This window comes from Halosimplex halobium, assembly GCF_051414055.1.
GTDB classification, from domain to species: Archaea; Halobacteriota; Halobacteria; order Halobacteriales; family Haloarculaceae; genus Halosimplex; species Halosimplex halobium.
In genome coordinates this window covers 108,599-132,663 of sequence record NZ_JBLKNX010000013.1, presented here as the reverse complement: position 1 = coordinate 132,663, position 24,065 = coordinate 108,599, and the positions used below count along the sequence as shown (strand labels likewise).

Sequence of the window (24,065 nt, the reverse complement as noted above, 5' to 3'; positions counted from 1 at the left end):
CCGCACGACACAGCAACCGCACAGCACCGCGGACGGCCACGAGCCTCCCCAGCCGATTCGCGACCCGCGAGTCGCGAATCCGCCGTCGGAGCACGCTCCGACGAGCCTTCGGTCGCAGGCTCCCGAAGACCTCGCGCGGCTACGGTCGCGGGATGAAACGCGCGACAGCGCGCGCCGACCGCACCACAACCGCTACACCGCCTCGAACACCGCCGTCCCCGTGACGCAAACCTTATGTACAACTCTGTCCGTTAGTGGACATCAATGAGTACTGATGATGGGATCGCACCGAAGGTGCGGTCGATACTCGACGCGGCCCGCGAGCGCGCGGCGGCGCGCGGCGGAGCCGGCGGCGAGCGGGTCGAGGTGGACGCCCGGTCGCTGCCGGCGGCGTTCGAGCGGGCCGAGGCCGACGGGCGCGTCCCGCTGGTCGCGGAGGTCAAGCCGACGAGCCCGACGACCGAGGGCGAGCGGACCGACGACCCGGTCGAGCTGGCCGAGTCGATGGTCGCGGGCGGTGCGGCGGCGCTGTCCGTGCTGACCGAACCCGAGCACTTCGGCGGGTCGACCGACGCGCTCGAACAGATCCGCGCGGCGGTGGACGTGCCGGTCCTGCGGAAGGACTTCGTCGTCCGCGAGGCACAGCTCGACGCCGTCGAGGCGGACGTGGTCCTGCTGATCGTCCGCTTTCTCGACGAGGAGAGGACCGACGACCTGGCGGACCTGCTGGCCGCGGCGCGCGAGCGGGGCTTCCAGGTGCTCGTCGAGACCCACACCGCCGAGGAGGTCGAGCGGGCCGTCGCGGCGGGCGCGGAGATCATCGGCGTGAACAACCGCGACCTCGCGAGGCTGGAGGTCGACCTGGGGACGTTCGAGACGGTGGCCCCGGAGGTGCCGGAAAACGTCACCCTCATTGCGGAGAGCGGCATAGCGACGACGAACGACGCGGTTCGGATGCGCGAGGCGGGCGCCGACGCCCTGCTGGTGGGGTCGGCGATCATGGACGCCGCGGGCGGCAGCGACGTGGAGGCCAACACCCGGCGCCTCGCGACGGCGGAATCGGACGCGACTGCGGAGACAGCGACGGAGGCGGACACCCAATCATGAGCACAGACGAGACGTTCGGCGAGTACGGTGGACAGTTCGTGCCGGAGTCGCTGATGCCGGCCATCGAAGAGCTCACCGAGGCCTACGAGCGGTACGTCCTCGACAACGAGGACGGCTTCATGGACGAGTTCCGGCGGCGACTCGAAGACTTCGGCGGGCGGCCGCTGCCGCTCCAGCACGCCGAGTCGCTGTCGGAACGGTACGACACCGAGGTCTACCTCAAGCGCGAGGACCTGCTCCACGGCGGCGCGCACAAGCTCAACAACGCCCTCGGGCAGGTGCTGCTGGCGAAGTACATGGGCAAAGAGCGGATCATCGCCGAGACGGGCGCCGGCCAGCACGGGACGGCGACGGCGATGGCGGCCGCGCACCTGGACATGCCCTGCGAGATCTACATGGGCGAGACGGACATCCGGCGCCAGCGCCCCAACGTCTTCCGGATGAAGATCAACGGCGCCGAGGTCAACCCCGTCACCACGGGCCGCGGGACGCTCAAGGAGGCCATCTCGGAGACGATGCGCGACTGGGCGACCACCGTCGAGCGGACCCACTACGTCATCGGGAGCGTGGTCGGCCCGGCCCCGTTCCCGGCGATGGTCCGGGACTTCCAGGCGGTCATCTCCGAGGAGGCCCGCGAGCAGGTCCAGGAGAAGGCCGGCCGCCTGCCCGATTCGGTGCTGGCCTGCGCGGGCGGCGGGTCGAACACGATGGGCACGTTCCACCACTTCGTCGGCGACGAGGACGTGAGCCTCTACGCCGTCGAGGCCGGCGGCTCGTCGCTCGACGTAGACGAGGAGGAGGGGGTCGCGCCCAACTCGGCGTCGCTGTCGACCGGCGACGAGGGCGTCCTCCACGGCGCGCGCACGAAACTCCTGCAGGACTCCCACGGGCAGATCATGGAATCGCACTCCGTGTCGGCTGGGCTGGACTACGCCGGCGTCGGGCCCGAGCTGGCCCACCTCGTCGACGAGGGCCGGGTCGAGGCGGTCAACGTCGACGACGACGCGGCGCTGGAGGCGTTCCACCGGCTCTCGCAGGACGAGGGCGTCATCCCGGCGCTGGAGACCGCCCACGCCTTCGGCTACCTGGAGGAACACCACGACGAACTCGGCGATCTGGTGGTCGTCAACGTCTCCGGCCGCGGCGACAAGGACCTGGAGACCGTCCTGGAGGAGACGGAGAAACGCGACCTGGACGTGGCGCCGGACATGTCGGTGTTGCGCGACGCCGCGGGGAGCGGGGGTGACCTCTGATGGGACTGGAACGCGTCTTCGCCGACGAGCCGGCGTTCGTCCCCTACGTCGCCGCGGGCGACCCGACCTACGAGGAGTCGCTGGAGTACGTCGAGGCGCTGGAACGCGGCGGCGCGGACGTGATCGAACTCGGCCTGCCGTTCTCCGAGCCCATCGCGGAGGGGTCGACCATCCAGGAGGCGGTCGTCCGCTCGCTGGAGGGCGGGATGACCCCCGACCGGTACTTCGAGTTCGTCGGGGACCTGGACGTGGACGTGCCGCTGGTCTGCATGACCTACTACAACCTGATCGCCCAGTACACCCACCCCGAGACCGGGGAGACGGGACCCCGGGCGTTCGCACGGCGGGCCAGCGAGGTCGGCATCGAGGGGTTCGTCGTCGTCGACCTGCCCGCCGAGGAGGCCGGACCGCTCCGGGAGGCCTGCGACGAGTTCGGACAGGATCTGGTCTTCATCATCGCGCCGACGACGAAGGGCGAGCGCCTGAAGCGGATGCGCGAGCACGTCTCGGGGTACGTCTACGTGCAGGCGCGACTGGGCGTGACCGGCGCCCGCGACGACGTGTCCGACCAGACCGAACAGTCGCTGGCCCGCGTCGACGACTGGGCGGTTCCCAAGGCCGTCGGCTTCGGCATCAAGACCGGCGAGCACGCCGAGCGCATCGTCGCCGCCGGCGCCGACGGGGTCATCGTCGGCTCCGCTTTAGTCGACATCGTCGCCGACGGCGCCGACCCCGACGTGGACCAGCCGTTCCCGGAGACCGTCCAGCGGCTCGAATCGAAGGCCCGCGAACTCAAGGAGGGCGCGCTGGCCGGCGCCGAGCGGGCGGCCGCCGAACGCTCGGACTGACTCGCAGTACCGTCCGCAACCGGAACGCACATAACCGTACTTGCCACACCGTCACACAACATGACCGCAGGGAAAGACGCGCGCCTCGCCCGCATCGGGACAGGGGGGCGGCACCTGATCGTCCCGATGGACCACGGGATCACACTGGGGGCCGTCAAGGGCCTCGTCGACATCGAATCGACCGTCGACGCCGTCACGCGCGGCGGCGCCGACGCCGTGCTCACCCAGCGCGGCGTCGCCGACCGCGTCCACCCCAACACCAACGACGCGGGCTACATCGTCCACCTCAACGGCTCGACGAGCATCGGCCCCGACGAGAGCGACAAGCGACCGACCGGCACCGTCGAGGACGCCATCCGCGCGGGCGCCGACGCCGTCTCCTTCCACATCAACGTCGGCAGCGAGCACGAACCGGACCAGATCTCACAGCTCGCCGAAGTCACCAGCGAGGCCGAGCGCTACGGCCTGCCGACGCTCGCGATGGCCTACGCCCGCGGCCACGACGTGCGCGACGACGACCCCGAGCTGTTCGCCGAGGACCTGGGCCACGCGGTCCGTCTCGCCGAGGAACTCGGCGCCGACGTGGTCAAGACCGCCTACAGCGGCTCCGCGGAGACCTTCGACCGCGTCGTCGAGTCGACCGCCCTCCCGGTCGTCATCGCCGGCGGCTCGAAGGGCACGGACCGGGAGACCCTCTCGATGGTCCGCGGCGCCGTCGACGCCGGCGCGGACGGCGTCTCGATGGGCCGGTCGATCTTCCAGCACGACGACCCCGAGGCCATCACCCGCGCCGTCGCCGCCGTCCTCCACGACGACGCCTCCGCCGAGGAGGCCGCCGAGCAGGCTGGTCTCCCCGTCGAGGCCTGAGCGGCTCCCGCACAGTCGTTTGGCTGTTCTCGCCCGCGTTCGATTCAGAGCACACCCCGTAGCTCGCCCATCCCGTCGAGCCGGTGGGTCGGCGCGGGGTCGGGGTCGGCGGGCGGCGCGGCGTCGTGGCGGACCAGCGGTACCCACGCCGATTCGAGGCCGGCCCGGTGGGCGCCGACCACGTCCGCGCCGTGGCTGTCGCCGACGTACAGCGTCCGCTCGGGCGGTGCGTCGAGTTCCGCGAGCGCCCGCTCGAAGGGTTCGGTGTCGGGTTTCGGTTCCACCCCGTTCGCGGGGTCGCAGAAGACGGTCGCGTCGAAGGCGTCGGCGATCCCCAGCCGCTCCAGTTTCGCCGACTGCGTCGCCTCGCCGCCGTTCGTCACGAGGCCGACCTCGTGGCGCTCCCGGACGTGGTCGAGCGCCTCGCGGGCTCCCTCGCGGAAGGCGACGGCCGTCTCGTCGACGACCTCGACGGTCGCCTCGGCCAGTTCGGGGACATGGGTCGGATCGGCGCCCACGTCGGCACAGACCGCCCGGTAGAGGTGCTCGTAGAACTCCCGGTCGGAGTGGGCGGTGGGGAGGTCCGTCGAGTCGACGGCGCGCACGTCGGCGGGCGAGAACAGGGGGTCGAGGCCCACGCGGTCGAAGACGGCGGCGTGGATCTCGGCGTCGGACTGCTCGGCGACGCAGAGCGTGCTGTCGAGGTCGAAACAGACGGCGTCGAACTCGCCCATGCCGTCGAGCGTCCGGGCGAGCGCGCCTAAGCGTTTCGGCCGCGCGGGCCCGGTTAGCACGGGTGAACGGGAGCGGCTATCGCAGCCGGGCGGCGAGCGCGACCCCGGTGTTCAGCTCCCGTGGAACTCCTCGAGGATCTCGAAGTCGCGGGCGGTCTTGGTGAACTCCGAGAGGGGGCGCCGGGCCTCGCAGTCCTTGCACCCGAACGCCGCGTCCGGTTCGGGGAGGTCGGCGGGGTTGGCTTCCCACTGTTCGCCGCATTCGGGACACTGGAGCTGGATCCAGGCCTCCTGCATACTCGTCCGTGGGAGCGCGTCCCGAAAGAGCCTTGTGGCGATTCCCGCAGGTCAGGCGGGTCGGGACCCCCTGGGACCGCGAGGCGACGGGCCACTCCGCGACCGGACCGCCGGTGGGATTTTGTCCCGCTCGGCCGACAGCTCGACCATGGGAACCGCGACCTTCGACTTCAGCGACGAAGTGGCCGTCGTCACCGGCGGTAGCTCCGGCATCGGCCGCGCCACCGCCCTCGAGCTCGCCGACGCGGGCGCGACCGTGGTCGTCGCCGACGTGCGCCGCGAGCCCAAGGACCTCGACGCCGAGACGCCGACCGACGAACGGATCGAGGAGAGGGGCGGCGACGCCGAGTTCGTCGAGACGGACGTGAGCGACCGAAGCGAGGTCGAGAGCGTCGTCGAGGCGGCCCGCGAACTCGGCGGCGTCGACGTGATGGTCAACAACGCCGGGCTGTTCCGCGGCGGCTCGGTCACCGACCTCGACGCCGCCGACCTCGACGCCATGTTCGGGGTCAACGTCCGCGGCGTCTTCCTCGGCACGCAGGTCGCCGCCCGCGACATGATCGAGCGCGACGAGCCCGGTGCGGTCGTCAACACCGCCTCGATCAGCTCCTCGCTCGCCCAGCACGGCCAGGTGGGCTACGACGCGACCAAGGGCGCCGTGCGGATGCTCACCCGCGGCGCCGCCCTCGACCTGGCCGAGTCGGGGATCCGGGTCAACGCCGTCGCGCCGGGCCAGATCGCCACCGAGTTCCTCGAAGGGTGGACCGAAGAGGCCAAGCAGTCGGCCGGCGGCGACGAGGACGGCTTCCTCAAGGACATCCCGATGGGGCGGGCAGGCATCCCGGCGGACGTGGCCCCGGCAATCTGTTACCTCGCCAGCGACGCCGCCGGCTACACGACCGGCGAACTCCTCCACGTCGACGGCGGGTGGCAGGTCTGCTGACTGCTTGCGCGGTCCCCCGGGGCCGTGCCACCCCCGGCGAGCGGCCGGACGAGCGCGCGCGGCCCGTGGACAGAGGGGTCTACCGCCGGTTCCGGTCGCTCCCACGGATCGCCGAGCTAATCCCTCTGAAACCGGGCTGTGTCCGGGAACAAACCGAGACAAACCGGCTCAAAACCGGCCAAATCCGGGGCGAGCGCTTGCCCCCTTCAAGGTGACCGCCCTCCACCGAGCGAGTGGAGACAGATTGAAATGAAACTCAAACTCGCCGCAGTGTTCGCGAGCGTCCTGCTGGTCGCGACCGGCGCCGCCGTGGCGATGCCGGGCAACGCGCCCGACCACGCGCAGGACGGGACAGCACAGGCAGACGACCACGCACAGGACGACGCCGACGAAGGGGCCGAGAACGGCTCCGCGGCTGACGACGCGAGCGACTCCGGGGCGGACGGGAACGACTCCGACGCCCGCCGCGGCCCGCCCTCGGACGTGCCCGCCGCGGGTGCGGCCGACGCCGCGAACGGGAGCCAGGGACCGCCCGTCGACCTGCCCGCGCAGGTGCCCGACTTCGTGAGCGACATCCACGAGACGGTCGGGAGCGCCGGCGGCGGCGCCGTCGACGGCGCCCAGTCGCTCGGCGAGCGGATCAGCGACCTGACGCCGAACGACGGCGCTGACGCCGAGAACGGCACCGACGCACCGGACGAGGCGACCGCCACGCCCGCCGCGTAACGGTCGACCCGATCGGAGCCACACGCTCCGTTCCTCACCCCACCCTTCCACACTGATCGCTTCGCAATGCGGTCCCGTTTCGTACCCTCGCTGACCGGTTCTCCGTCCGGACGGTTCTGACTGGGACTCGAGATACGGCGCTCAGAAGAAACTGCCGAGGACGGCCATGTAGAGGATGACGGTCGCCGCGTAGGTGACCCCCAGCGCGACGACGGCCTTGGCGTGGAACAGCCAGAGGTCGTCGCGTTCGGTCTCCAGGGCGGCCTCGTAGCGCTCGCGTTCGGCCGCGGTCGGGTCGTGGCGCTCGCCGACGTGGAGGTCGCGGGCGTGTTCACTTTTAAATGGACGGCCGCAGTGCGGACAGGCCACCGCAGGCTCCTCGTCGGCCGGCACCGCGGTGTCGCGGCTCGGGCGGAGCGCGGGCGCGCGGTCGGCGTGCGGTGGAGCGGCGGTGTCGTCGGGCATGGTCAGACGTACGGCGGCGGCGCGTACGGTTGCGTGATCACCCATAGGGAGGTCATCGTGTAAAAGACCATCACCACCACGGAGGGGTACTGGCTGCGGATGGCCGCCAGCACGCCAGGGAACAGCTCGAAGGCGAGCGAGTGAGCGACCCAGATGGCCAGGACGTGCCCGCCGAGGACGAAGATGAGCTTCGCCGAGCCGAACCAGCCCGGCAGGACGAGCGCGAGCGGCGTGGCCGGCGGGGCGAACGGGCTCGCGGCGACCGCGGCGAGCGCGGGCGCGAGTCCGAGGAAATAGCCCAGGAAGTGCGCGAGGTGGTAGCCGGCGGCGATGGGCAACAGGGCGGGCGCGAACCACCGCTCGATGGCCCGCGCGGTGACGTAGGTGTCGGCGCTCGCCCGCACGCGCCGCGCGGCCAGCCGGTAGACCCCGAGGAACAGGGCGAACCCGGCCAGCAGGACCGCGGCGTAGACGGCGAGGCCTGGGACCCCGAGGCCGACGACGGGCTCGACGGCGGCCGCCCAGGCCGGCGTGGCGACGAGGCCGTCGTAGGTCGTCACCCACAGCAGGGCGACGACGAACGCGACCTCCCCGGGCCGGTCCGGCACGGGGTCCTCCGTCAGCGCCGTCCCGGGCAGTCGAACGGCGAGCGACCCGTCGGCACCCCGCTGGAGCGGCGCGACCCGCCCGTAGGCGGCGAAGACCTGGCTCACCGGGTCGACGCGCTCGAACCACGCTTCGCCCACGAACAGCGACCCGGCGACGGTCACGAGCGTGTACGCCACCACGACGGCGGCGAGCAGTCGCGGGTTCTCCCCGACCGGGCTGACGACCTCCAGCCAGACCAGCGCGAGCAGGCCCGCGACCGCCGGCCAGCGACCCCACGAGGCCGGGAGGGAGACGCCGACGACGACGGAGCCATCGGTATCGGCTCCCTCGTCGGCGTCACCGCCGCGCTCGTCACGGCGCGCGCGCACCCACCCGACCGCCGCGAGCGGCGCGCGCCAGGGGTTCAGCGCCGGCCAGGTGTTCCCGACGAGGTACGTCGTCGCCGTGTAGCCGGCCCACCAGCCGACCCACACGACCAGCAGCGCGAAGCTCCGGACGCCCTCGCGCGGGCCGACGAACCCGGTGACCACTACCAGCAGGAACACGCCCACCGAGAGCGCGCGGGCGAGCGGGACGACCGCCCGACGGATCCGGGCGGGCGCCGGGAGGGCGAGACGCCACCAGTTCACACCGCGCATCGCGTCGTGGTCGGTCAGCAACGTCGTGAACAGGAACGAACCGCCGACGACGATGCCGCCCGTGAGGATGGTCAGCCACGTCGGTACCGTCGCCGAGGCGACCGACCCGCCCAGCGACCCCGAGTGGGCGGCGGCGCGCCCGGCGACGGCCGCGAGCGCGACCGCGGCCGCGACGAACTGCCCGAGCCGTCGCCCGCGCCGACCCGGTCGGGTCCCCGTCATGCGTTGGCCACCCTTCCGACCGGAGCCTGTTAACTGCTCGCTCGTCCCGTCGGGGACCGGCTCCGCCCTCACGCGGAACACGTCGCTTTTTGCGGTGGGTCCCCAAGCCGGCGTATGGCCGAGACCGACGAGGGCGGGTACAACCGGAAGCGGGCGGCGCTGGCGGTGTTGCCCTTCCTCCTGCTCGGAGTGGCGGACGTGCTCCTCCTGCTGGGGTGGGGGATCAACCCGCTGTGGGGCTTCATGATCCTGCCGCCCATCCTCTTCATGAGCGCGCTCGCCTGGATCGCCTTCCGCTCGGGCTTCGTCGGCGACCGCGTCGTCGACGACGACCCCGCGGTCGCCGACGTGGACCACGACTGATACGGATTATTGCAAGTCATTCCGGGATCGACCGCACGCAGTCGTGGGGTCGACCCGGTAAACGCTTGCAATAATCCGTATGACGCCGACCGGGTTCCCCGCACGGTCGCCTCACGTCGAGCGGCTGCGCCGCGGGCGGAACGGGCCAAGAATGGCGACTCCGCGGGCGGCGTCGTCACTGTTCGAGCGAGCGTCGCCGGCCGAGGGCCGGCCGGGCTACGCGAAGAGGTCGTCGACGGCGCCGCGCGCGGCCAGCGCGGCGTCGTCGGCGACGCGGTCGGGGTCGCCCGCGGCGTCGGGCGCGTTGAGGTACACGTCGACCTCCAGGACCCCGTCCTCGAAGGTGACGGTCACGTCGAGGTCGTCGACCGCCGACCGGTCGAACCGCGAGAAGACGACGGTTTCGGCGGCCTCGGCCGCGGTCTGGACGACTTCCTCGTCCGTGGGACCGCTGTCGGACTCCCCATCGGCGTCAGCGTCGGCCGCCGCGTCGTCGGTCGGCATCTACGCGCCGCCGGCGCCCGGGCCGCCCATGCCGCCCGGACCGCCCGCGCCGCCGCCGCCCTGGAGCATGTTCTGGAGTTCCGTCTGGAGCTCCTCGAACTGCTCCTGGACGCGCTCCTCCTGCTTCTCCAGCGTCTCGACGCGCACTTCGAGGCTGTCGACCTTCTCCTCGAGGTCGTCCTGGGCCTCGCCGTACTCGGTCTGGACGAGCAGCTCGCCCACGCGGCGGTACATGCCGGCGTCCTCGTCGATGTTCTCGAGCTCCTCGAGGGCCGTCTCGGCCTCCTGGAGCTGCGTCTCGGCCTGCTGTTTCTGCGCCGCGACCTGCTGGGCCTTCTCCTGCAGATCCTGCAGTTCCTCGAGCTTCTCCTGTGCTTCAGGCGGCAGATTACCCTGCATACCTTGCCGTGCGGGACCCGTGGTGAAAAACCCCCGCTTTCGAGTCGAGCCGGCGATGGGTCCCGCCGCCGGACCCGTCAGTTGTTGCGGCCGTCGACCTCGGTGACGTGTTCGAGCCACTTCTCGACGGTCGGCTGGCCCCAGTAGCGGACCGTGTCCGAGCGGTGGTCGTAGTCGACGACGCCCGCCGCGTCGAGCCGCGGGAGATGCGTCTCCACGAGCTCGGTCGCGAACTCGTCGTGGCTGCGCCCGCGGGACTCCCCCAGGCCCGAGGGCTCGCTGGCCGCCAGCAGCATCGCCAGTTCGTCCACCGTCGCGGTGCTCACGTCGCCCTCCCGGAAGAACTGGCAGACCTCGCGGCGCCGCCAGTCCGACAGGGCCTCGAACACCGTGTCGATGAACGGCCGATCCCCTTCCAGGTCCTCGACCGCAGGCTCCGCGCGACCACGTCCGTCGTCCGTTGACCCGCTCCGTTCACTCATACCCGTTACCCTACCGTTGCCCGCTCTCCATCAAGAATATCGGCCCTAGAAGCCTAGGGTACCTGTTGTCTCGCTCACCTGTTTCGAGAGCGGGACGTTCCCCGACGCGATAGCCCGGCGAGTCACTGGGAGTCGAACATCGATTCGAGGACGCGGCGGTGGCCCTTGCGGAGGTGCTGGAGGAAGGTGGTCGAGGCGATGTCGAGCGAGTCGGCGAGCGTCTCGGAGTCGGCCTCGCGGGGCCACTCGTAGTAGCCGTTGTAGTAGGCGGTCTTGAGGACCGCGCGCTGGCGGTCGGTCAGCCGGGCGCCGATGTCGCCGTGGCCCGGCCACCAGGGGGCGTCGGTCCGGTGGCGCTCGCGCTTGGCGGCCAGCTGCACCTCGGGGAACCGGGCGTCCATCGCCTCGGTGACCCGCCGCACGTCCAGATCCGCCGGCGCCTCGACGAGCATGTGACCGACGCCGTCCTCGACGACGCCGCGCTTGCCGCGCGCGCCGGCGTCGGCCAGATACCGGAAGGCGGAGTCGGTCAGCGTCAGCTCGAAGTGGGGGCCGTCCTCGCGGTCGAGTTCGCGGAGCTCCTCGAGGTTGGACAGCTCCTGGGCGGCCGCCGCGCCGACCTCGGGGTCGGCGCCCTCGACGGTGAGGTAGTTGACGACGCGGTCGTCGCCGGTCCGGACGGCGTGGTCGATCTCGAACCGACAGCCGTGTTCGCGGCTGGCCGCGAACAGCGGGAGGTCGCCGCGGACCTCGAACTCCAGCTCGAGGACGGAGTCCGACTCGACGAGCCGGCGGTACTGGGCCGCCGCGAGCGCGAACCCGACCGCCTCGCCGAGCGTCTCGAAGCCCGCCAGCTCCCGCTTGCTGAAGGCGTTCGGGCGGGCGGCGTACACCGCCAGCAGCCCGTGGGTCGTCGCGCCGTGGGTCAGCGGCACCGCGACCATCGACCCGAACCCGTTCTCGACGGCGGCCGTCCGCCAGGGCTCGAAAACCGGGTCGCTCGCGATGTCGTGGACGACCTGCACCTCGCCGGTGCGGTAGGCCTCGGCCGCCGGGCCGCCGCCCCGCTCGCCCGCCCCGACCGTGACCGTGATCTCCTCGAGGTAGTCGTCGGCGATCCCGGCACAGCACTCCGGCCGCAGCTCCCGCTCGGAGGCCTCGCGCCCGCCGATCCAGGCGAACTCGTAGTACTCCGACTCGGCCAGCCGCTCGCAGACGGTCTCCTTGATCGCCTCGCTGGTCGTCGCCCCGGTCAGCGCGCGCACGCTCTCCTGGACGAGCTCCTGGATCTCCGCCAGCGTCTCCAGCTCGCCGCGCTGGCGCTCCAGCTCGGTGATGTCCCGGGCGATGCTGACGGTCCCCTGGATCTCGCCGTCGGGGCCGTTGTACGGCGCGATCGTCAGCTGGACGACCAGCTCGCCGTCCGCGCCGGACAGCTCCTCCTCGACGGTGCGGGCCCGGCCGGACGCCAGCACCGCCTGCCGGTGGTCCTCCATCCGCTCGGCGACCGGGTCGTCGAACAGGTCGCCGGTTCTGGCCCCGACGACCGCCTCGCGGTCCATCCCCAGGTTCCCGAGCATCGCCCTGTTGACGACCTGGTACCGCCCCTCGGTGTCCTGCATGGCGATGGGGTCGGGGCTGCTGTCGATGACCGCCCGCAGCTCCTGTTCGCGCGCCTGGATCTCCTCCTCGCGGCGCTTGCGGTCGGTGATGTCGATGGCGACGGCGATCGCGCCCGTGTCCGCCGCGTCGCGGCCGCCCCCGCCCGTCGGCGCGGTCGACCCGGAGAGCGGCTCGAGACACGCCTTGTAGGTCCGGCCGTCGATCGTCGCCGTCTCGACGGTCGTCTCCCCGTCGAGCGCCCGCCGGAACCCCTCGACCAGGTCCGGACAGACGGGCTCGAACGCCTCGACCGGTTCGCCGAGGAACTCCGAGCGGTCGCAGACCAGCGCGTCGAAGTCCAGCCCCTGACAGTGGTCGACCCGGCCGTCCCCGTCGACGACGACCATCATCACCGGCAGGTCCGCCGTGATGGTGCCGAGCCGCTCGCGGTTGGCCGCCAGCGCCTCCCGGCGGCGCTCGCGCTCGGTCACGTCGCGGACGACGTTGACGACCGCTACCACCTCGCCGTCGCGTTCGATCGGCGTCATGCGGTTCTCGACGACGCCCGTCCCGCCGTCGAGCCGGACCTCCGAGGTGACGGTCCGGCTCTCGGCCTCGCCCGCGAACAGCTCCCGAAGCGCGCGCATCCCCTCGTGGAAGATCTCCCCGTCGACGATCCCGAGCTCGCGCAGGCAGTCCACGTCCCGCCCCTCGACGCGCTCGGTCGGGATACCCGTGAAGCGCGTGAACCCGTCGCTGGCCGCCCGGACCGTGTGCGAGCGGTCGACGACGTACACCGCGTCCGCAGCGGCGTCGACGCTGGCCTCGTAGAGCGCCCGCTCGGTCTCGAAGGGGTCGGTCGGCTCGGCGAACGTCACGACCGCGGCCGTGACCGCGCCCTCGCGCTCGACCGGCCGGACGGCGACGGTGACCTCCCGGCCGGTCCCCCTCACCGGACCGCTCCCGATGGTCCGCTCGCCGGTCTCGACGGCCCGCTCCAGCGGGTCGCTCGGGCAGTCGACGACCTCGGCGACCGACGACCCCCGCGGGTCCGCCGTCACCCGTTCGGCGAACGGCCCGTTCCAAGCGCGGACCGCCCCGTCGGGGTCGCAGACGACCGCCGGGTCGTCGACCGCGTCGAGCAACTCGTCGACGAGAGGGTCGTCCGTCGCCCCGCGATCCTCGACCCGCTCGCTCACACGCCCCCCTCCCACACGTGGTCACTACCCATGATGGGGGTACGGTACAGCGCCGAGGCTCATAACTTGTGGGCCTGGTTCGCGGGGCCGGCAGGTCAGTTCGCCACTGCGTCAGTCGGCCGTCACGGCGGCGCCGCACTCCTCGGCGACGGCCACCAGCGACAGCCAGGTGTTACAGCCGGCCCGCAGCGCGACGAGGTCGGCGGCGGCCACGGTCACGGTCAGCGTCGCGCCGTCGCGCTCCAGCGTCGCGGTCGTGCGGTCGCCCTCGATGTCGCCGGCCTCGACGGCGACGCTGCGCTCGACGCGGCGCGCGCGCTCGGCGTCGGGATACTCGCACTCGAAAACGGCCTCGTGGTCCACGGCTCCGCGCTACCGCACGTCGACTTCCTTCACGTCGCGGCTGCGCTCCTTCAGGAGCACGCGGTGGCCGCAGTACGGACAGCGGACGCCGCCGTACTCGTCCAGTTCGACGTCGCGCTTGCAGCGGGAACACTTGTAGCTCATTCGTCGTCGTCTGCGAGCGCGGCGCGGATCGACCGGGTGACCGTCCGGCCGCCGGGGGTCGTCGGGCTGTACGCGCCGCCGGTGAAGGTGTGGCCGCAGTAGCCACACTCCCAGATACCGGTGCCCTGGCGGTCGACGCGGTCCTCGCCACAGTCGGGACAGGTGTGGTCCTCGTTCATCTCGCTCTCGATCTCGGCGACGCGGCGGCGGGCGACGCGGCCGTACCGCGCGCCGAACCGTCCCGCGCTCCCGGTTCGTCCCTGCTGTTCGGCCATAGTATCGTACCGTCCGGCAGTGGGCCGTATAAACCCTGCGAGTCGCACCCGCCCGGTCGACGCGCCGGCCGCTCGACCACGGGTCACTGGCCGGTCGACGACCCGCATCCGACTCGGGGAAACTCGTTTGCCCCCGCCGCGCGACGGGCCGGTCATGGGATGGACGGTCGAGACGGACACCGTCACGCACTGCCCGACCTGCGGCGACCCGCTCGGCGAGCGCGAGGCCTCGGACGGCGCGCGCCCGTACTGCGCGGTCTGCGACCTGACGGTCTACCGGAACCCGGTCCCGATGGCGCGGGCGACGGTCGTCGACGGCGACGAGCTGCTGCTGGTCCGGCTGGGCGTCGGCGAGGACACCGGCGAGTGGGCGCTGCCCGGCGGGCGGGTCGAACACGGCGAACCGCCCCGCGCCGGCGCCGCGCGCGAACTCGAAGAGGAGACCGGGCTGTCGGTGGCCCCCGACGACCTGCGACTCCTCGGTGACGGCTTCCTCGAGTTCGACGCGACGACGATGGTGTCGTTCAACTACGCCGCGCCCGCCGACGCGGCGACCGGGACGGTCGACGCCGGGTCGGACGCCGCCGACGCGCGGTTCGTCTCCCGGGCGGAACTGCGCGAGGTCGACGCCCCCTTCCGGGCCTCCGGCCGCGACCAGCTGCTCGCCGCGTTCGATGCCGTGAGCGACGAGTAGAGCGGTGCCGGTCGCGAGGGCGGTCGGCCCGAGCCCGCAGTCGGTCCGACGGCCCGGTCAGTCCGGGTCCTCGACGCTGTCGCCGACGAACGCCTCCTGTCCGTCGATCCGCGGGAGCGCGGACTCCTCGCCGGACGGGTCCCCGTCGGACGACGCTTCCTCGGAGGGCCCGCCGTAGCTGGGCCGGTCCGTCGCGCGCACCCGCAGGACCTGCCGGTGGGCCCGGGTCGCGTAGCAGGCAGCTGCGAGGACGCCCAGCGCCGCGAGGGGGACCGTCGGGTGCAGCGGGCCGAGCGTCGCCCGCAGGACGCCCAGCCCGAACGCCAGGATCCCGGCGAGGACGGCGAGCAGCGTGACCGTGACCAGCAGCGCGCCGCGGCGGTTGACCACGGCGTTGAACCGGATCCAGTCGGCGTACTCCGCGACGAGCGCCCGTTCGAGCGCCCGCCCGGAGACGCCGTCGGTCGTCCGCCGGAGGCTGTCGCCGTCGATGCCCACGACGCGGGCCGTCGCCGTGTAGGCCGCGACCGCGACGACGGCCGCGACGACCAGCAGCCCCGTGCCGACGACCAGGTACCGGTTGACCGCCGCCCGCGCGTCGGCGCCGGCGAACGACAGCGCCGAGAGGACGACGCCGAGCAGCCCGGTCGAGAACTGCACCAGCCTGAGCGCCTTGGCGTCCGTGGCGGTCAGCGCGTCGATCTGTTCGCCGAGCGTGTGCCGCGCCTCCGCTCGCGCCACTGCGAGCGCGTCCGGGTCGGCCGCTCCGCCCCCGGTGGTCCCACCGCGGCCACCGTCGGCTCCGTTCGCGCTCTCCTCGCGGTCGACCGTCGTGTCACCTGTCATGGAACCCTCCGGCGACGCGGCGGACGACCGGTCCGGCATCGACTCGGCCCGTCACCCACCGGGACGGCGTCCCCCGCGTCGGCTCACTTCCGTTCGGTCGCCCCCGCCGAAAAGCGGGCGGGACGCTCCCGGCCACGTGACCGTCCCGCGTCCGGAAGGAGCGCACCCGCTTACGTCCGCGCCCGCGCGACCTGGGGCATGTGGGAGTTCGCGTCCGGGAGCGCACCGGCCCGCTGGACGGCCGTCGACTCGCCGGTCCCGGACACGTATCACGACGTGACCGCCACCGCGAAGGGGCCCTGCGCCGTCGCGACGGACGGCGCCGTCGTCGCACGCGCGGCGGACGGGACCTGGGGCCTCGTCGTCGAGGACGGGCCGAGCGCCCGCGGGGAGACGCTCCGGGCGGTCGACGCGACCGGCGACGGGAAGCGGGTCTGGTTCGCCGGCGCCAACGGCGCGCTCGGGTGCTACGACCTGCCGGCCGGCCGCCGGGTCGACCGTTCGGAGCCCCAGGGGATCGCGGACGGCTTCGGCGCGCTCGCGGTCGACGGCGACCGGGGCTCGGAGAAACTGCTCGTCGCCGACGGCAGCGGCCACGTCTTCCCCGCGACGGTCGACGGCCGCCGGCTCGACTGGGGACCCACGACCCGACCGTCGGGGAACACGGCCGTCACTGCCCTCGCCGCGGCCGACGGCGTCGGTTACGCGGTCGACAGCAACGCCGCCGTCTACCGGACGACCGGCTCCGAGGGCTGGGAACGGGTCGGCGTCGACGGGGCGGGGAACAGCTTCTACGCGGTCGCCGCGACCCCCGACCGCCTGCTCGTCGGCGGCGGCAACGGGCGCCTCTACGGCGGCCCGCCCGACGGGTCGGTGTGGACGCCCCACACGCTCGGCGACTTCACCGTGCAGGCGCTGGCGGCGGGCGACTCGCCGGCGGCCGACTCGACGGCGGGTGCCCCGGCGCTGGCCACCGGGTCCGGGGGGTCGCTGTACGCGCGCGGCCCCGCCGGCTGGCGCCGTGAACGGTGGGACGGGTCGAAGACGATCCGAGGGGTCGTGAGCGGCGACCCGGGCGTCGCCGTCGGGTCGAACGGGCTGGTCCTCGAACGGTCGCCCGCGTCGGGATCCGAGTGAAAAATCGCGGTAGCGTCCCGGCGACGGGACCGCTCAGTTCCCGGTGGATCCGCCGGACGTGCCGCCCGAGGTGTCCCCCGTGCCGCCGGTCGATCCGCCCGTGTCACCGGTGCCGGTGTTCGACCCGCCCGACTCCCCGGGGCCCGCCTCGTCGGCGTCGAAGTACTCGCCGCGGTCGTCGTAGTTGTCGCCGTCGGGGCTGGTCCCGGCGTCGCGGGGCTGGCCCCGCGGTCGTTCGAGGATCGTCCCCGAGTTGCCCACGATGATGTCGGGGTGGCCCAGCGCCACGTCGTACAGCTGGACGCCGACGGGGGAGGTGAGCTTCCGCCAGCGCGAGGCGCCGTCCCGCTCGTAGATGGTGCCGCCGTGGCCGATGACGACCATCTCGTCGCCGTGCACGTCGAACGCCCGCAGCGACTTCTCGGCGACGCCGATGGGCGTCCAGGAGTGATACGAGTCGTCGTAGCGGTAGATGCGACCGTCCCCTGCGGCGACGTAGACGCGGCCCTCGCGGCCGGCGTAGATGTCGTAGAACTTCACCTGGGCGTTGACGATGCCGATGTCCTCCCAGCCGTCGGTCGCGGTCGTGCGGAAGGCGTTGCCGCTCGTGTCGACCGCGTAGCCGACGCCGTCCGGCGAGGCCGCGAGCGCCGCGATCGTCGACCCCTTGGAGGCGGGCTTGCTGACCGGCCCCCAGTCCTCGTCGAAGCCGTCGACGGAGAAGGGCAGCACCTCGCCGGAGCCGTTGGCCACCAGCACCTTCTCGGAGCCGGTCGGGCCGGCGACGGCCAGCCCCTCCCAGGTACTGGTCATCTCGTTGGGGTTGGAGTAGTCGTACTTCCGGCGGGTCTCCACGTCGTAACAGCCCAGCGCGCCGCTGGAGCCGGCGAACCAGACCCGTTCGCCGTCGCTGGTCACGTCCATGCCCCGGAGCTGGTTGTCCCGCGTCCGGGGGCCGTCGTCGAGGACGACCTCCCAGCCGCCGCCCCGGTCGGCCAGCAGCGTCCCGCCGTCGCCGATGGCGTACGGGCCCTCGGCGGTGTTCACCACCGCGAAGACCGTCTTCTCGAAGGGGCTCTCGACTGCGCGCCACTCCGGTTCGCCCGCGTCGGGACCGAGTTCCCACATTGCACCCCCGATAGCCCGGGGGCTCACAAGAGTCGCCGAGACGATCCCGGTCGCGTGACTATCGGGGACCACAGGCCCGGCCAGTCGATCCGCTCTACCGTCAGTCCTGCAGGTCGGCCTCGCGCAGCGCCTCGTTGAGGTCCTCGCGAACCACCTCGCCGAGGTCGCGCTCGCGGGCGGTGGTGACGACGCGGTTCTCCTGGACCGAGGAGCCGTCGCGGATGAGCAGGCGGACGTTGCCGTTCTCGCCGGCGCGGGTGGCCTTCGCCCGGACGCCCGACCGCGAGCCCGAGCCGCCGGCGTCGATCGGCCCGGGGATGATCTTCTTGACGTGGGGGTGGCCGGCGACGGTCTGGATGGCGCGCTGACCCGCCCGCCCGCCGACGAGCGTCGAGTGCGACCCGCCGATCTTCTCGCGGGGCGGCGTCTCGACGACCTCCAGGGGCGCCTCGCCGCGCCGCGAGAGGACGGACTCGACGGGGTCGTCGGTGTCGCCGACCCGGTAGAAGTCGTGGTGCAACTGGCCCCGCACCGCCCGCAGCACCTCCCGGTCGCCCGTCGCGTACACCTCCTCGGGGCGCTTGCGGCGCACCTCGTCGGCGACCAGCCCGGCGAAGTTCCGCAGTTCGACGACCTCGCTCTCGTCGCCGTCCTCGGGCGTCGTGGTCACCTCGCGGGCGCCGACGACCTCCTCGTCGACGAGCGTCGTCACGCGGGCGCGGTCCCGGTCCAGTTCGAGGACGACGGCGTCGGCGTTGTCGGAGCGACAGACCAGGCAGTAATCGCCCGGCCGCTCCAGCGACGAGCCACACCGCCGACACTCCATATCGAGTAGGTTTCCGGTCGAGCGGCAAAAGGAGCGCGGAAACGCGGCTCCGTGGGTGTCGATGCCAGGATCGCCGCCGACTGCCCGGCGTCCCTCGTTCAGAGGTCGTCGGGGTCGCCCTTCAGGTACTCCCGGAGGACGACCGTCGCATAACTGCCTTTCGGCAGCGTGAACGAGAACGCGAGCGCGTCGTCCTCCCGGCGAGAGATGGCCAGATCCGACCGCAGCAAAATCGCCCGCCGCGTCCCCGTCGACGCGAACTCGCCCGGGAGGTCGAAGTCACCGGGGTCGAGGTCCAGGTCGTCGAACACTTCGCGTTCGATCTCGCCGGGTTCGCCGTCGCCGAGCTCCGTCTCGGTGCCCACGAGCGGCGCGGTGACGAACGCGCGGCCCCGTTCGCAGTGGCGCCGCACCGTCCGGACCCGGTCCTCGGTCACGCGCTGGGTGCGGTCGGTATCGGGGAGCGCGACGCCCGCCGGCGCGTCCGAGTCGGCGAAACAGACCACGTCGCCGGCCACGGGTTCGTTGAACGGGAGGCCCCGCTCCAGCCGCTCCGAGAGGATCCGGTTGAACGCGTACGACTGGGCGGCGTTGACGAACAGCCGCTGGAGGTTCGAGGGGACCGCTTCGAGTGCAGCGCGGTAATCCTCGTCGTCGAGTTCGTCGTCGCCCTCCTCCTGCCGTTCGACGAGCCGGTGGCACATCGACCGCTCGAACCCCAGCCGCTTCGGTAGCCGCTCCAGCGCGCCCGCCCAGTCCTCGGTCTCGTCGACGTAGGCGCGGGCCTCTCGCGTCGACTCGGGTTCGCGCTCGGCGGGGTTGCCGACGTAGGCCAGCACCGCGCCCTTCCAGTCCCCGCGGAGGACCGCCAGGCCGACCTCGTGGGTGACCGGCCGCTTGCTGCCGAACCGCTGCTGGCCGAAGTAGTTGGGGACGCCGACGGTGACGGGGTCGTCGGCGGCCGCGATGGGGTCGGCGTCCCCGGATTCCACCGGGTCGTCGCCGCCGATGTCCCCGGGGTCGTCGCCGCTGGCGAACGCCCGGAGGTCGGCGGTGACCGCGTCGGCGAGTTCCGGCGCGTCGGGGTCGAGCCCGCGGACGGTGATCTCGAAGGCGTTGCCAGCCAGGTCGCCGAACAGGACCGGCCGGCCGGTCCGCCCGAGCAGTTCGACCTCGGTATCGCGAATGTCGACCGCCCGGAGATCATCGGGGTCGACCTTCTCGACGGAGAACAGCTGGGTCGTGACGGCGTGTTTGTCCTTCGTCCCCGCCCAGGAGACCCGCTCGCGGGAGATGCCGAGCCGGTCGGACAGCTCCGAGGCGAAGTCGTTGGTGTCCCAGCCCCGCAGGGTGACCCGCGCGAGCACGTTGGGGTAGGCGCCGGGATCAGCGTCCAGGGGGTCGGGCTCGAACGCCTCGACCTCCGTGACGCGGAAGTCCTCGGGCGACTCGCGGAGGCGGCCCCCGATACCGGACGCGTCGCTGACGTAGTACTCCATGCCGACCGCCCGCTCGACGGGGTGTGCCTCGCGCATCTGTTGGGTCGTGGTCGTCGCGGTACCTGTATCTGCCTGTCTAGCTCGGCGGGTCGGGGGAAACGGAATTTCGTTCGCGACTGCAAACCCGATCGTGGCCGCAAACGGGGTGAAAGCCCCCGGTTCCTGCGCTCCCGGGACTCGCTGCGCTCCTCGTTCGCTTCGCTCACTTGCGGTGCTTACTTCGTCCGGGTTCGCGCAGGAACCGGCCCCTTTCATTCCCACCCGCCACGACTGGCGAGACAGTCTGAGTGGGTAGGAATGAAAAGGGCGACCTGCTTCGGGAAGCCCGACGCCGCAAGGACCGCAGCGAGCGGAGCGAGCGAGGAGCGCAGCAAGGCGCGCGACCGAAGCAGGTCGGGGCTTTCACGCTGTTTGCGATCCCGATCACGAGGGCAATCGCGGTAACGACGGCTGTTCGAGAGGGGTCCACGCTGTTCGCGGCGGACACATCGCTGACGGTCGCGGACACGTTGCTCGCACCGAACGCGAAACGAACAGGTGGTCCGAGCCGGATACGACTACTCGATGGAGGTGAGTCGCGTCGACGTGGCGGTCGAGACCCGCGCACCGACGGGCGAGACGGCCGCGTACCTGCTGGGGTCGGACCCGGCGCTGCTGGTCGACCCCGCCGCCCGGACCGATCGGCTCGACGCGCTGGCGGCCGAGCGCGGCGTCGGCCACGTCGCGGTCACGCACCACCACCCCGACCACGTCGGCGCCGTGGCCGACTACGCCGAAGCGCACGACGCGACCGTCTGGGCGCGAACGGGCCGGACGGACGCCTTCGAGGCGGCGGCCGGCGTCGCGCCCGACCGGACCTTCGCCGAGGGCACCCGCATCGGGACCGGCGAGGGAGCGGTCCGCGTGGTCGACACGCCCGGCCACGCCCCGGAACACGTCGCGTTCGCCGCGAGCGGGGTCGGGAGGGCCGACGACAGCGTCGTCGTCGCCGGCGACCTCGCCGTCGCGGCGGGCAGCGTCGTCGTCGGCGCCCCCGAGGGCGACCTGCGCGCGTACCTCACCTCGCTCCGCCGGATCCACACGATGGCGCCCGACCGGCTCCTGCCGGCCCACGGCCCGAGCGTGGAGGGGCCGGCGGTCCGCGCGACGGCGACGCGGCTGGTCGCCCACCGACTCGACCGCGAGCGACGGGTCCGCGAGGCGGTCGCGGCGGGCGCCGAGACCGTCCCCGAGGTCACCGACGCCGCCTACGAGAAGGACCTCTCCGGTGTGCGCGACCTCGCGGAGGCGACCGTCCGCGCGCACCTCGAAAAGCTCGCCGTCGAGGGCTCGGTCCGCTGGGACGGCGAGCGGGCGCGGCCCGTCGGGTGAGCCGGCGTCCGACTTCGGTCGTCCCGCGGCCGGCCGCTCGCGACGCGCTTTTCCCCGTCGACCCGGTAGCTCGCGCATGGAGAGTCTCGAAGCCGAGCGCGAGCGGGCCGAGGCCCTGGATGTGGCCGAGCTGGCCGACGCCATCGAGGCCATCGGCTTCGAGTGTACCCGCTGTGGCGCCTGCTGCAAGGCCGTCGAGGGCTGCGAGAGCGACGCCGAAACGGGCGAGGAGAGCGACGCCGAGGCAGGCGGGACCAGCGAGGAGAGCGACGGTCACGACCACACCGCGACCGTCTTCCCCGACGAAGTCCGGGAGTTGCAGGAGACGGGCGACTACGACTGGCGGGACGTGGCGCGGCCGATGCCCTACGGGCTCGTCGAGGGCGAGGACGGCCCCCAGGGCGAGACCTTCGAGTGGGCGCTGGGGACCGACGACTGCGGCGACTGTCGGTTCTACGCCGAGGACGGCGACGGCGTCGGCGCCTGCACGGTCCACGAGGACCGCCCGCTGGTCTGTCGGACCTACCCGTTCAGCGTCGCGCTGGGCGGGACGAGCCAGCCGATGGGCGAGGCCGTCGACGAGGAGGGGATGGTCCGCGCCCACGAGTGCGAGGGGCTGGGCCGGGACATCTCACGCGAGGAAGCGGAGGAACTGGCCCGGGCGCTCAAGGAGCGAGCGGTACGCGAACTGGAGGAGGCTATCGCCGTCCGTGACGGCTACCGGCCGGTCGAGCGCGACCCCGGCGAGGTGGTGGTCTTCGACTCCGAGGGGCCCAAGCGACCGGACGGGTCGCGGATCGAGTGACTGCGCCCGCGGATCCGGTCGGACGGACGCGCGGATCCGCGCGCTCGGGCTGGAATACTTTCATAACAGAGGGGTTCTATGACCCACCCGGAGGTCTACATCGTGGAAATCTCGGATAAACTGCTGTGTCTGTTCAGTGCGGACGTGTCGGACGACGGCGACCGATACGTCGTGGAGGTGCCCAAGCGGGAGATCGAGACGGGGGCCGTCGAGCCGGGGGAGACCTACCGCGTCGCGCTCATCTCCTCGGAGGTCGACCGGGCCGAGAGCACGGACGAGGACAACGTCCCCTCCGAACCGCAGCCGCCGGTCGAGGCCGGCGAGATCCGCTACGTCGAGATCGAGGACATCGGCAAACAGGGCGACGGCATCGCGCGCGTCGAGCGCGGGTACGTCATCATCGTCCCCGGCGCCGACGTGGGCGAGCGCGTCAAGATCGAGGTCACCGAGGTCAAGTCCAACTTCGCCGTCGGCGAGATCATCGACGAGGACCTGTAGTTCTCCGGGCACCCCTCGCCCGCCAGCCAGCCGCCGAGCGGCGCGACCGTCGACGCTACCCCGACGACGGCGTCCCCGACCCCGCTGGTACGACCGGTTAACCAACGGCACCAACGGCCCCCGCCCAGCCCGTCGTAGGCCGGCGTTACGACCGTACCCGGGCCAGCTAATCGCGGGAGGGCGCCGGGTTTTACCGATCGTACCAAACCCGCTTTAGGGGAACGGTACCTCTCTGGAAGTATGAGCGCGACCACCGCGAGCGCGACGGGCGACCAGCTGACCCCCAAGCAGCACCGGATCCTCGAGTACCTCCGCGACAACGCCGATCAGCAGACCTACTTCAAATCGCGGCTCATCGGCGACGAGCTCGACCTGTCGGCCAAGGAGGTCGGCTCGAACATGACCGCCATCCAGAACAGCGACCTCGATCTGGACGTGGAGAAGTGGGGCTACTCCTCGTCGACCACCTGGAAGGTCACCGCGTAACCGACCGCTCACTTCGCGCTTTTTCACACCCGTCAGCGACGGCTGGCGGATGGCAGGTCTTCGTGGTCCACAGGAGTTCGACCCGGGTGCCCGCTCAGGGGTCGTAGGTGACGATGTCGTCGGCGTCGGCCGCAAGCTCGGCGGCCTCGGGCCCGAACGAGTCGGCGTGCTGGACGAGCAGCAAGAGGAGCGTCTCCGGCCGGCGGAGCGCGTAACCGTCCTCGCGGGAGAGCAGGCCCGCCTCCTCCAGCTGGCTGGCGTACTTGCTGACGGTGGGCGCGGAGACGCCCAGTTCCTCGGCGAGCGCGGTGCCCGACGCCGCCGGGTCGCGCAGGAGCGCGACGACCATCCCGCGGGGGGTCTCCCGCCGGAGGTAGCCCAGCGCTACCTGCTCGAACTCCGAGAAGCGGTCGGCTGGGAAGTAGCGCCGGTACTCGCCGTCCTCGCGGCTCTCGACGACGCCCTCCCGTTCGAGCCGGCGGAGGTGGTGCTGGGTCTCCCCCGTGCCCAGCTGCAGGTCGTCGCGGATCTTCGAGAAGTGCGCGCCGGGCGTCGCGGCGACGTACCCGAGCAGGGCGTCGGGCGCGTCGCTGTCGCTGTCCTTCGCGAAGCCGACGAACGGGCTGGACGCCCCCAGCGCAGCGAACCGACGGAGCGTCGCCCGCTTGCTCTCGTCGACATCCCCCTCTCGCGCCATTACGAGCTCTTTGGCAGTGGGGTGGTAAAACGGCTTCG

Annotated in this window: 29 protein-coding genes; 13 read left to right on the top strand and 16 right to left on the bottom strand. The window is 72.2% G+C overall.

The features are described 5' to 3' along the window. Positions 1-264: 264 nt before the first annotated feature. From trpC to ACMGFG_RS14665, 4 genes are read left to right on the top strand one after another with little or no spacing between them, the layout of a single operon-like run. Positions 265-1,107 (top strand): indole-3-glycerol phosphate synthase, encoded by an 843-nt coding sequence (trpC, locus tag ACMGFG_RS14680; protein ID WP_436931071.1) that lies wholly within the window; start codon positions 265-267, stop codon positions 1,105-1,107. Then, positions 1,104-2,360 carry a tryptophan synthase subunit beta gene (trpB, locus tag ACMGFG_RS14675; protein WP_436931070.1) on the top strand — a complete coding sequence of 419 codons (1,257 nt, stop codon included), beginning with the start codon at positions 1,104-1,106 and terminating at the stop codon, positions 2,358-2,360. Before trpC ends, trpB begins: the two co-directional genes overlap by 4 nt. Then, positions 2,360-3,208, top strand: a complete 849-nt coding sequence (gene trpA / locus ACMGFG_RS14670; protein ID WP_436931069.1) for a tryptophan synthase subunit alpha — start codon at positions 2,360-2,362, stop codon at positions 3,206-3,208. Before trpB ends, trpA begins: the two co-directional genes overlap by 1 nt. Positions 3,209-3,268: 60 nt before the next feature. Further along, positions 3,269-4,075 (top strand): 2-amino-3,7-dideoxy-D-threo-hept-6-ulosonate synthase, encoded by an 807-nt coding sequence (locus ACMGFG_RS14665; RefSeq protein WP_436931068.1) that lies wholly within the window; start codon positions 3,269-3,271, stop codon positions 4,073-4,075. A gap of 44 nt (positions 4,076-4,119) precedes the next feature. Here ACMGFG_RS14665 and ACMGFG_RS14660 read toward each other — a convergent pair whose 3' ends face one another. Beyond that, the gene (locus ACMGFG_RS14660; RefSeq protein WP_436931067.1) at positions 4,120-4,809 is read right to left on the bottom strand and encodes an HAD family hydrolase; all 690 of its coding nucleotides are present in this window, start codon (positions 4,807-4,809) and stop codon (positions 4,120-4,122) included. A gap of 111 nt (positions 4,810-4,920) precedes the next feature. Further along, positions 4,921-5,106: a DUF7836 family putative zinc-binding protein gene (locus ACMGFG_RS14655; RefSeq protein ID WP_436931066.1), complete on the bottom strand. Its 186-nt coding sequence runs from the start codon at positions 5,104-5,106 to the stop codon at positions 4,921-4,923. A gap of 148 nt (positions 5,107-5,254) precedes the next feature. Here ACMGFG_RS14655 and ACMGFG_RS14650 point away from each other — a divergent pair, with 148 nt between their 5' ends. Both ACMGFG_RS14650 and ACMGFG_RS14645 read left to right on the top strand, forming a co-directional pair. Next, complete coding sequence (locus ACMGFG_RS14650) at positions 5,255-6,049, top strand: SDR family NAD(P)-dependent oxidoreductase (protein ID WP_436931065.1); 795 nt, start codon at positions 5,255-5,257, stop codon at positions 6,047-6,049. 249 nt (positions 6,050-6,298) lie between these two features. Then, positions 6,299-6,775, top strand: a complete 477-nt coding sequence (locus ACMGFG_RS14645) for a hypothetical protein (protein ID WP_436931064.1) — start codon at positions 6,299-6,301, stop codon at positions 6,773-6,775. A 141-nt stretch (positions 6,776-6,916) separates the two neighbouring features. Here ACMGFG_RS14645 and ACMGFG_RS14640 read toward each other — a convergent pair whose 3' ends face one another. After that, complete coding sequence (locus tag ACMGFG_RS14640) at positions 6,917-7,240, bottom strand: DUF7410 domain-containing protein (RefSeq protein ID WP_436931063.1); 324 nt, start codon at positions 7,238-7,240, stop codon at positions 6,917-6,919. A 2-nt stretch (positions 7,241-7,242) separates the two neighbouring features. Continuing rightward, positions 7,243-8,709, bottom strand: a complete 1,467-nt coding sequence (locus tag ACMGFG_RS14635) for a hypothetical protein (RefSeq protein ID WP_436931062.1) — start codon at positions 8,707-8,709, stop codon at positions 7,243-7,245. Positions 8,710-8,823: 114 nt separating this feature from the next. Here ACMGFG_RS14635 and ACMGFG_RS14630 point away from each other — a divergent pair, with 114 nt between their 5' ends. After that, positions 8,824-9,072, top strand: coding sequence for a DUF8142 family protein (locus tag ACMGFG_RS14630; RefSeq protein WP_436931061.1), 249 nt, complete (start codon positions 8,824-8,826; stop codon positions 9,070-9,072). A 216-nt stretch (positions 9,073-9,288) separates the two neighbouring features. On the opposite strand, the gene ACMGFG_RS14625 is transcribed toward ACMGFG_RS14630, so the two are convergent. The 7 genes from ACMGFG_RS14625 to ACMGFG_RS14595 all read right to left on the bottom strand — a co-directional run bounded on the left by ACMGFG_RS14625 (position 9,289) and on the right by ACMGFG_RS14595 (position 14,040). Continuing rightward, positions 9,289-9,576, bottom strand: coding sequence for a DUF3194 domain-containing protein (locus tag ACMGFG_RS14625; protein ID WP_436931060.1), 288 nt, complete (start codon positions 9,574-9,576; stop codon positions 9,289-9,291). Beyond that, a complete protein-coding gene (locus tag ACMGFG_RS14620; RefSeq protein WP_436931059.1) occupies positions 9,577-9,975 on the bottom strand; it encodes a prefoldin subunit beta in 399 nt (132 codons plus the stop codon). A gap of 77 nt (positions 9,976-10,052) precedes the next feature. After that, entirely contained in the window at positions 10,053-10,457 is a 405-nt protein-coding gene (locus tag ACMGFG_RS14615) for a DUF7344 domain-containing protein (RefSeq protein ID WP_436931058.1), read from the bottom strand. Positions 10,458-10,579: 122 nt separating this feature from the next. Then, complete coding sequence (locus ACMGFG_RS14610) at positions 10,580-13,258, bottom strand: PAS domain-containing protein (RefSeq protein WP_436931057.1); 2,679 nt, start codon at positions 13,256-13,258, stop codon at positions 10,580-10,582. A 111-nt stretch (positions 13,259-13,369) separates the two neighbouring features. Next, on the bottom strand, positions 13,370-13,621 hold the full coding sequence (locus ACMGFG_RS14605) for a KEOPS complex subunit Pcc1 (protein WP_436931056.1): 252 nt from the start codon (positions 13,619-13,621) through the stop codon (positions 13,370-13,372). A gap of 9 nt (positions 13,622-13,630) precedes the next feature. Next, positions 13,631-13,765, bottom strand: coding sequence for a DNA-directed RNA polymerase subunit P (locus tag ACMGFG_RS14600; RefSeq protein WP_121817820.1), 135 nt, complete (start codon positions 13,763-13,765; stop codon positions 13,631-13,633). After that, entirely contained in the window at positions 13,762-14,040 is a 279-nt protein-coding gene (locus ACMGFG_RS14595) for a 50S ribosomal protein L37ae (RefSeq protein ID WP_179922426.1), read from the bottom strand. The genes ACMGFG_RS14600 and ACMGFG_RS14595 overlap by 4 nt, the downstream gene beginning before the upstream one ends. Before the next feature lie 154 nt (positions 14,041-14,194). On the opposite strand from ACMGFG_RS14595, the gene ACMGFG_RS14590 reads away from it, so the two are divergent. Then, positions 14,195-14,734 carry an NUDIX domain-containing protein gene (locus tag ACMGFG_RS14590; protein WP_436931055.1) on the top strand — a complete coding sequence of 180 codons (540 nt, stop codon included), beginning with the start codon at positions 14,195-14,197 and terminating at the stop codon, positions 14,732-14,734. A 57-nt stretch (positions 14,735-14,791) separates the two neighbouring features. Here ACMGFG_RS14590 and ACMGFG_RS14585 read toward each other — a convergent pair whose 3' ends face one another. Then, on the bottom strand, positions 14,792-15,580 hold the full coding sequence (locus ACMGFG_RS14585; RefSeq protein ID WP_436931054.1) for a hypothetical protein: 789 nt from the start codon (positions 15,578-15,580) through the stop codon (positions 14,792-14,794). Positions 15,581-15,778: 198 nt separating this feature from the next. On the opposite strand from ACMGFG_RS14585, the gene ACMGFG_RS14580 reads away from it, so the two are divergent. Next, on the top strand, positions 15,779-16,717 hold the full coding sequence (locus tag ACMGFG_RS14580; RefSeq protein WP_436931053.1) for a hypothetical protein: 939 nt from the start codon (positions 15,779-15,781) through the stop codon (positions 16,715-16,717). Positions 16,718-16,750: 33 nt separating this feature from the next. Here ACMGFG_RS14580 and ACMGFG_RS14575 read toward each other — a convergent pair whose 3' ends face one another. From ACMGFG_RS14575 to truD, 3 genes are all read right to left on the bottom strand, one after another. Then, positions 16,751-17,845: a sialidase family protein gene (locus ACMGFG_RS14575; protein ID WP_436931052.1), complete on the bottom strand. Its 1,095-nt coding sequence runs from the start codon at positions 17,843-17,845 to the stop codon at positions 16,751-16,753. A gap of 100 nt (positions 17,846-17,945) precedes the next feature. Then, the gene (locus ACMGFG_RS14570) at positions 17,946-18,671 is read right to left on the bottom strand and encodes a DUF2103 domain-containing protein (protein ID WP_436931051.1); all 726 of its coding nucleotides are present in this window, start codon (positions 18,669-18,671) and stop codon (positions 17,946-17,948) included. Positions 18,672-18,769: 98 nt separating this feature from the next. Then, positions 18,770-20,206: a tRNA pseudouridine(13) synthase TruD gene (gene truD / locus ACMGFG_RS14565; RefSeq protein ID WP_436931050.1), complete on the bottom strand. Its 1,437-nt coding sequence runs from the start codon at positions 20,204-20,206 to the stop codon at positions 18,770-18,772. A 528-nt stretch (positions 20,207-20,734) separates the two neighbouring features. Here truD and ACMGFG_RS14560 point away from each other — a divergent pair. The 4 genes from ACMGFG_RS14560 to ACMGFG_RS14545 all read left to right on the top strand — a co-directional run bounded on the left by ACMGFG_RS14560 (position 20,735) and on the right by ACMGFG_RS14545 (position 23,330). Then, the gene (locus ACMGFG_RS14560; protein ID WP_436931114.1) at positions 20,735-21,541 is read left to right on the top strand and encodes an MBL fold metallo-hydrolase; all 807 of its coding nucleotides are present in this window, start codon (positions 20,735-20,737) and stop codon (positions 21,539-21,541) included. Positions 21,542-21,617: 76 nt separating this feature from the next. Then, positions 21,618-22,346, top strand: coding sequence for a YkgJ family cysteine cluster protein (locus ACMGFG_RS14555; protein ID WP_436931049.1), 729 nt, complete (start codon positions 21,618-21,620; stop codon positions 22,344-22,346). Positions 22,347-22,448: 102 nt separating this feature from the next. Beyond that, entirely contained in the window at positions 22,449-22,844 is a 396-nt protein-coding gene (locus ACMGFG_RS14550; protein ID WP_436931048.1) for a TRAM domain-containing protein, read from the top strand. Between the two features lie 240 nt (positions 22,845-23,084). Further along, positions 23,085-23,330 (top strand): DUF7123 family protein, encoded by a 246-nt coding sequence (locus ACMGFG_RS14545; protein WP_436931047.1) that lies wholly within the window; start codon positions 23,085-23,087, stop codon positions 23,328-23,330. Between the two features lie 94 nt (positions 23,331-23,424). Here the strand turns inward: ACMGFG_RS14545 and ACMGFG_RS14540 are convergent, their stop codons facing one another. Next, a complete protein-coding gene (locus ACMGFG_RS14540; protein WP_135363935.1) occupies positions 23,425-24,027 on the bottom strand; it encodes a winged helix-turn-helix transcriptional regulator in 603 nt (200 codons plus the stop codon). Positions 24,028-24,065 lie beyond the last annotated feature (38 nt).

Coding starts and splice junctions, on each gene's coding strand:
- trpC (WP_436931071.1), top strand. CDS start 265: ATGAGTACTGATGATGGGATCGCACCGAAGGTGCGGTCGATACTCGAC.
- trpB (WP_436931070.1), top strand. CDS start 1,104: ATGAGCACAGACGAGACGTTCGGCGAGTACGGTGGACAGTTCGTGCCG.
- trpA (WP_436931069.1), top strand. CDS start 2,360: ATGGGACTGGAACGCGTCTTCGCCGACGAGCCGGCGTTCGTCCCCTAC.
- ACMGFG_RS14665 (WP_436931068.1), top strand. CDS start 3,269: ATGACCGCAGGGAAAGACGCGCGCCTCGCCCGCATCGGGACAGGGGGG.
- ACMGFG_RS14660 (WP_436931067.1), bottom strand. CDS start 4,809: ATGGGCGAGTTCGACGCCGTCTGTTTCGACCTCGACAGCACGCTCTGC.
- ACMGFG_RS14655 (WP_436931066.1), bottom strand. CDS start 5,106: ATGCAGGAGGCCTGGATCCAGCTCCAGTGTCCCGAATGCGGCGAACAG.
- ACMGFG_RS14650 (WP_436931065.1), top strand. CDS start 5,255: ATGGGAACCGCGACCTTCGACTTCAGCGACGAAGTGGCCGTCGTCACC.
- ACMGFG_RS14645 (WP_436931064.1), top strand. CDS start 6,299: ATGAAACTCAAACTCGCCGCAGTGTTCGCGAGCGTCCTGCTGGTCGCG.
- ACMGFG_RS14640 (WP_436931063.1), bottom strand. CDS start 7,240: ATGCCCGACGACACCGCCGCTCCACCGCACGCCGACCGCGCGCCCGCG.
- ACMGFG_RS14635 (WP_436931062.1), bottom strand. CDS start 8,709: ATGACGGGGACCCGACCGGGTCGGCGCGGGCGACGGCTCGGGCAGTTC.
- ACMGFG_RS14630 (WP_436931061.1), top strand. CDS start 8,824: ATGGCCGAGACCGACGAGGGCGGGTACAACCGGAAGCGGGCGGCGCTG.
- ACMGFG_RS14625 (WP_436931060.1), bottom strand. CDS start 9,576: ATGCCGACCGACGACGCGGCGGCCGACGCTGACGCCGATGGGGAGTCC.
- ACMGFG_RS14620 (WP_436931059.1), bottom strand. CDS start 9,975: ATGCAGGGTAATCTGCCGCCTGAAGCACAGGAGAAGCTCGAGGAACTG.
- ACMGFG_RS14615 (WP_436931058.1), bottom strand. CDS start 10,457: ATGAGTGAACGGAGCGGGTCAACGGACGACGGACGTGGTCGCGCGGAG.
- ACMGFG_RS14600 (WP_121817820.1), bottom strand. CDS start 13,765: ATGAGCTACAAGTGTTCCCGCTGCAAGCGCGACGTCGAACTGGACGAG.
- ACMGFG_RS14595 (WP_179922426.1), bottom strand. CDS start 14,040: ATGGCCGAACAGCAGGGACGAACCGGGAGCGCGGGACGGTTCGGCGCG.
- ACMGFG_RS14590 (WP_436931055.1), top strand. CDS start 14,195: ATGGGATGGACGGTCGAGACGGACACCGTCACGCACTGCCCGACCTGC.
- ACMGFG_RS14585 (WP_436931054.1), bottom strand. CDS start 15,580: ATGACAGGTGACACGACGGTCGACCGCGAGGAGAGCGCGAACGGAGCC.
- ACMGFG_RS14580 (WP_436931053.1), top strand. CDS start 15,779: ATGTGGGAGTTCGCGTCCGGGAGCGCACCGGCCCGCTGGACGGCCGTC.
- ACMGFG_RS14575 (WP_436931052.1), bottom strand. CDS start 17,845: ATGTGGGAACTCGGTCCCGACGCGGGCGAACCGGAGTGGCGCGCAGTC.
- ACMGFG_RS14570 (WP_436931051.1), bottom strand. CDS start 18,671: ATGGAGTGTCGGCGGTGTGGCTCGTCGCTGGAGCGGCCGGGCGATTAC.
- truD (WP_436931050.1), bottom strand. CDS start 20,206: ATGCGCGAGGCACACCCCGTCGAGCGGGCGGTCGGCATGGAGTACTAC.
- ACMGFG_RS14560 (WP_436931114.1), top strand. CDS start 20,735: ATGGAGGTGAGTCGCGTCGACGTGGCGGTCGAGACCCGCGCACCGACG.
- ACMGFG_RS14555 (WP_436931049.1), top strand. CDS start 21,618: ATGGAGAGTCTCGAAGCCGAGCGCGAGCGGGCCGAGGCCCTGGATGTG.
- ACMGFG_RS14545 (WP_436931047.1), top strand. CDS start 23,085: ATGAGCGCGACCACCGCGAGCGCGACGGGCGACCAGCTGACCCCCAAG.
- ACMGFG_RS14540 (WP_135363935.1), bottom strand. CDS start 24,027: ATGGCGCGAGAGGGGGATGTCGACGAGAGCAAGCGGGCGACGCTCCGT.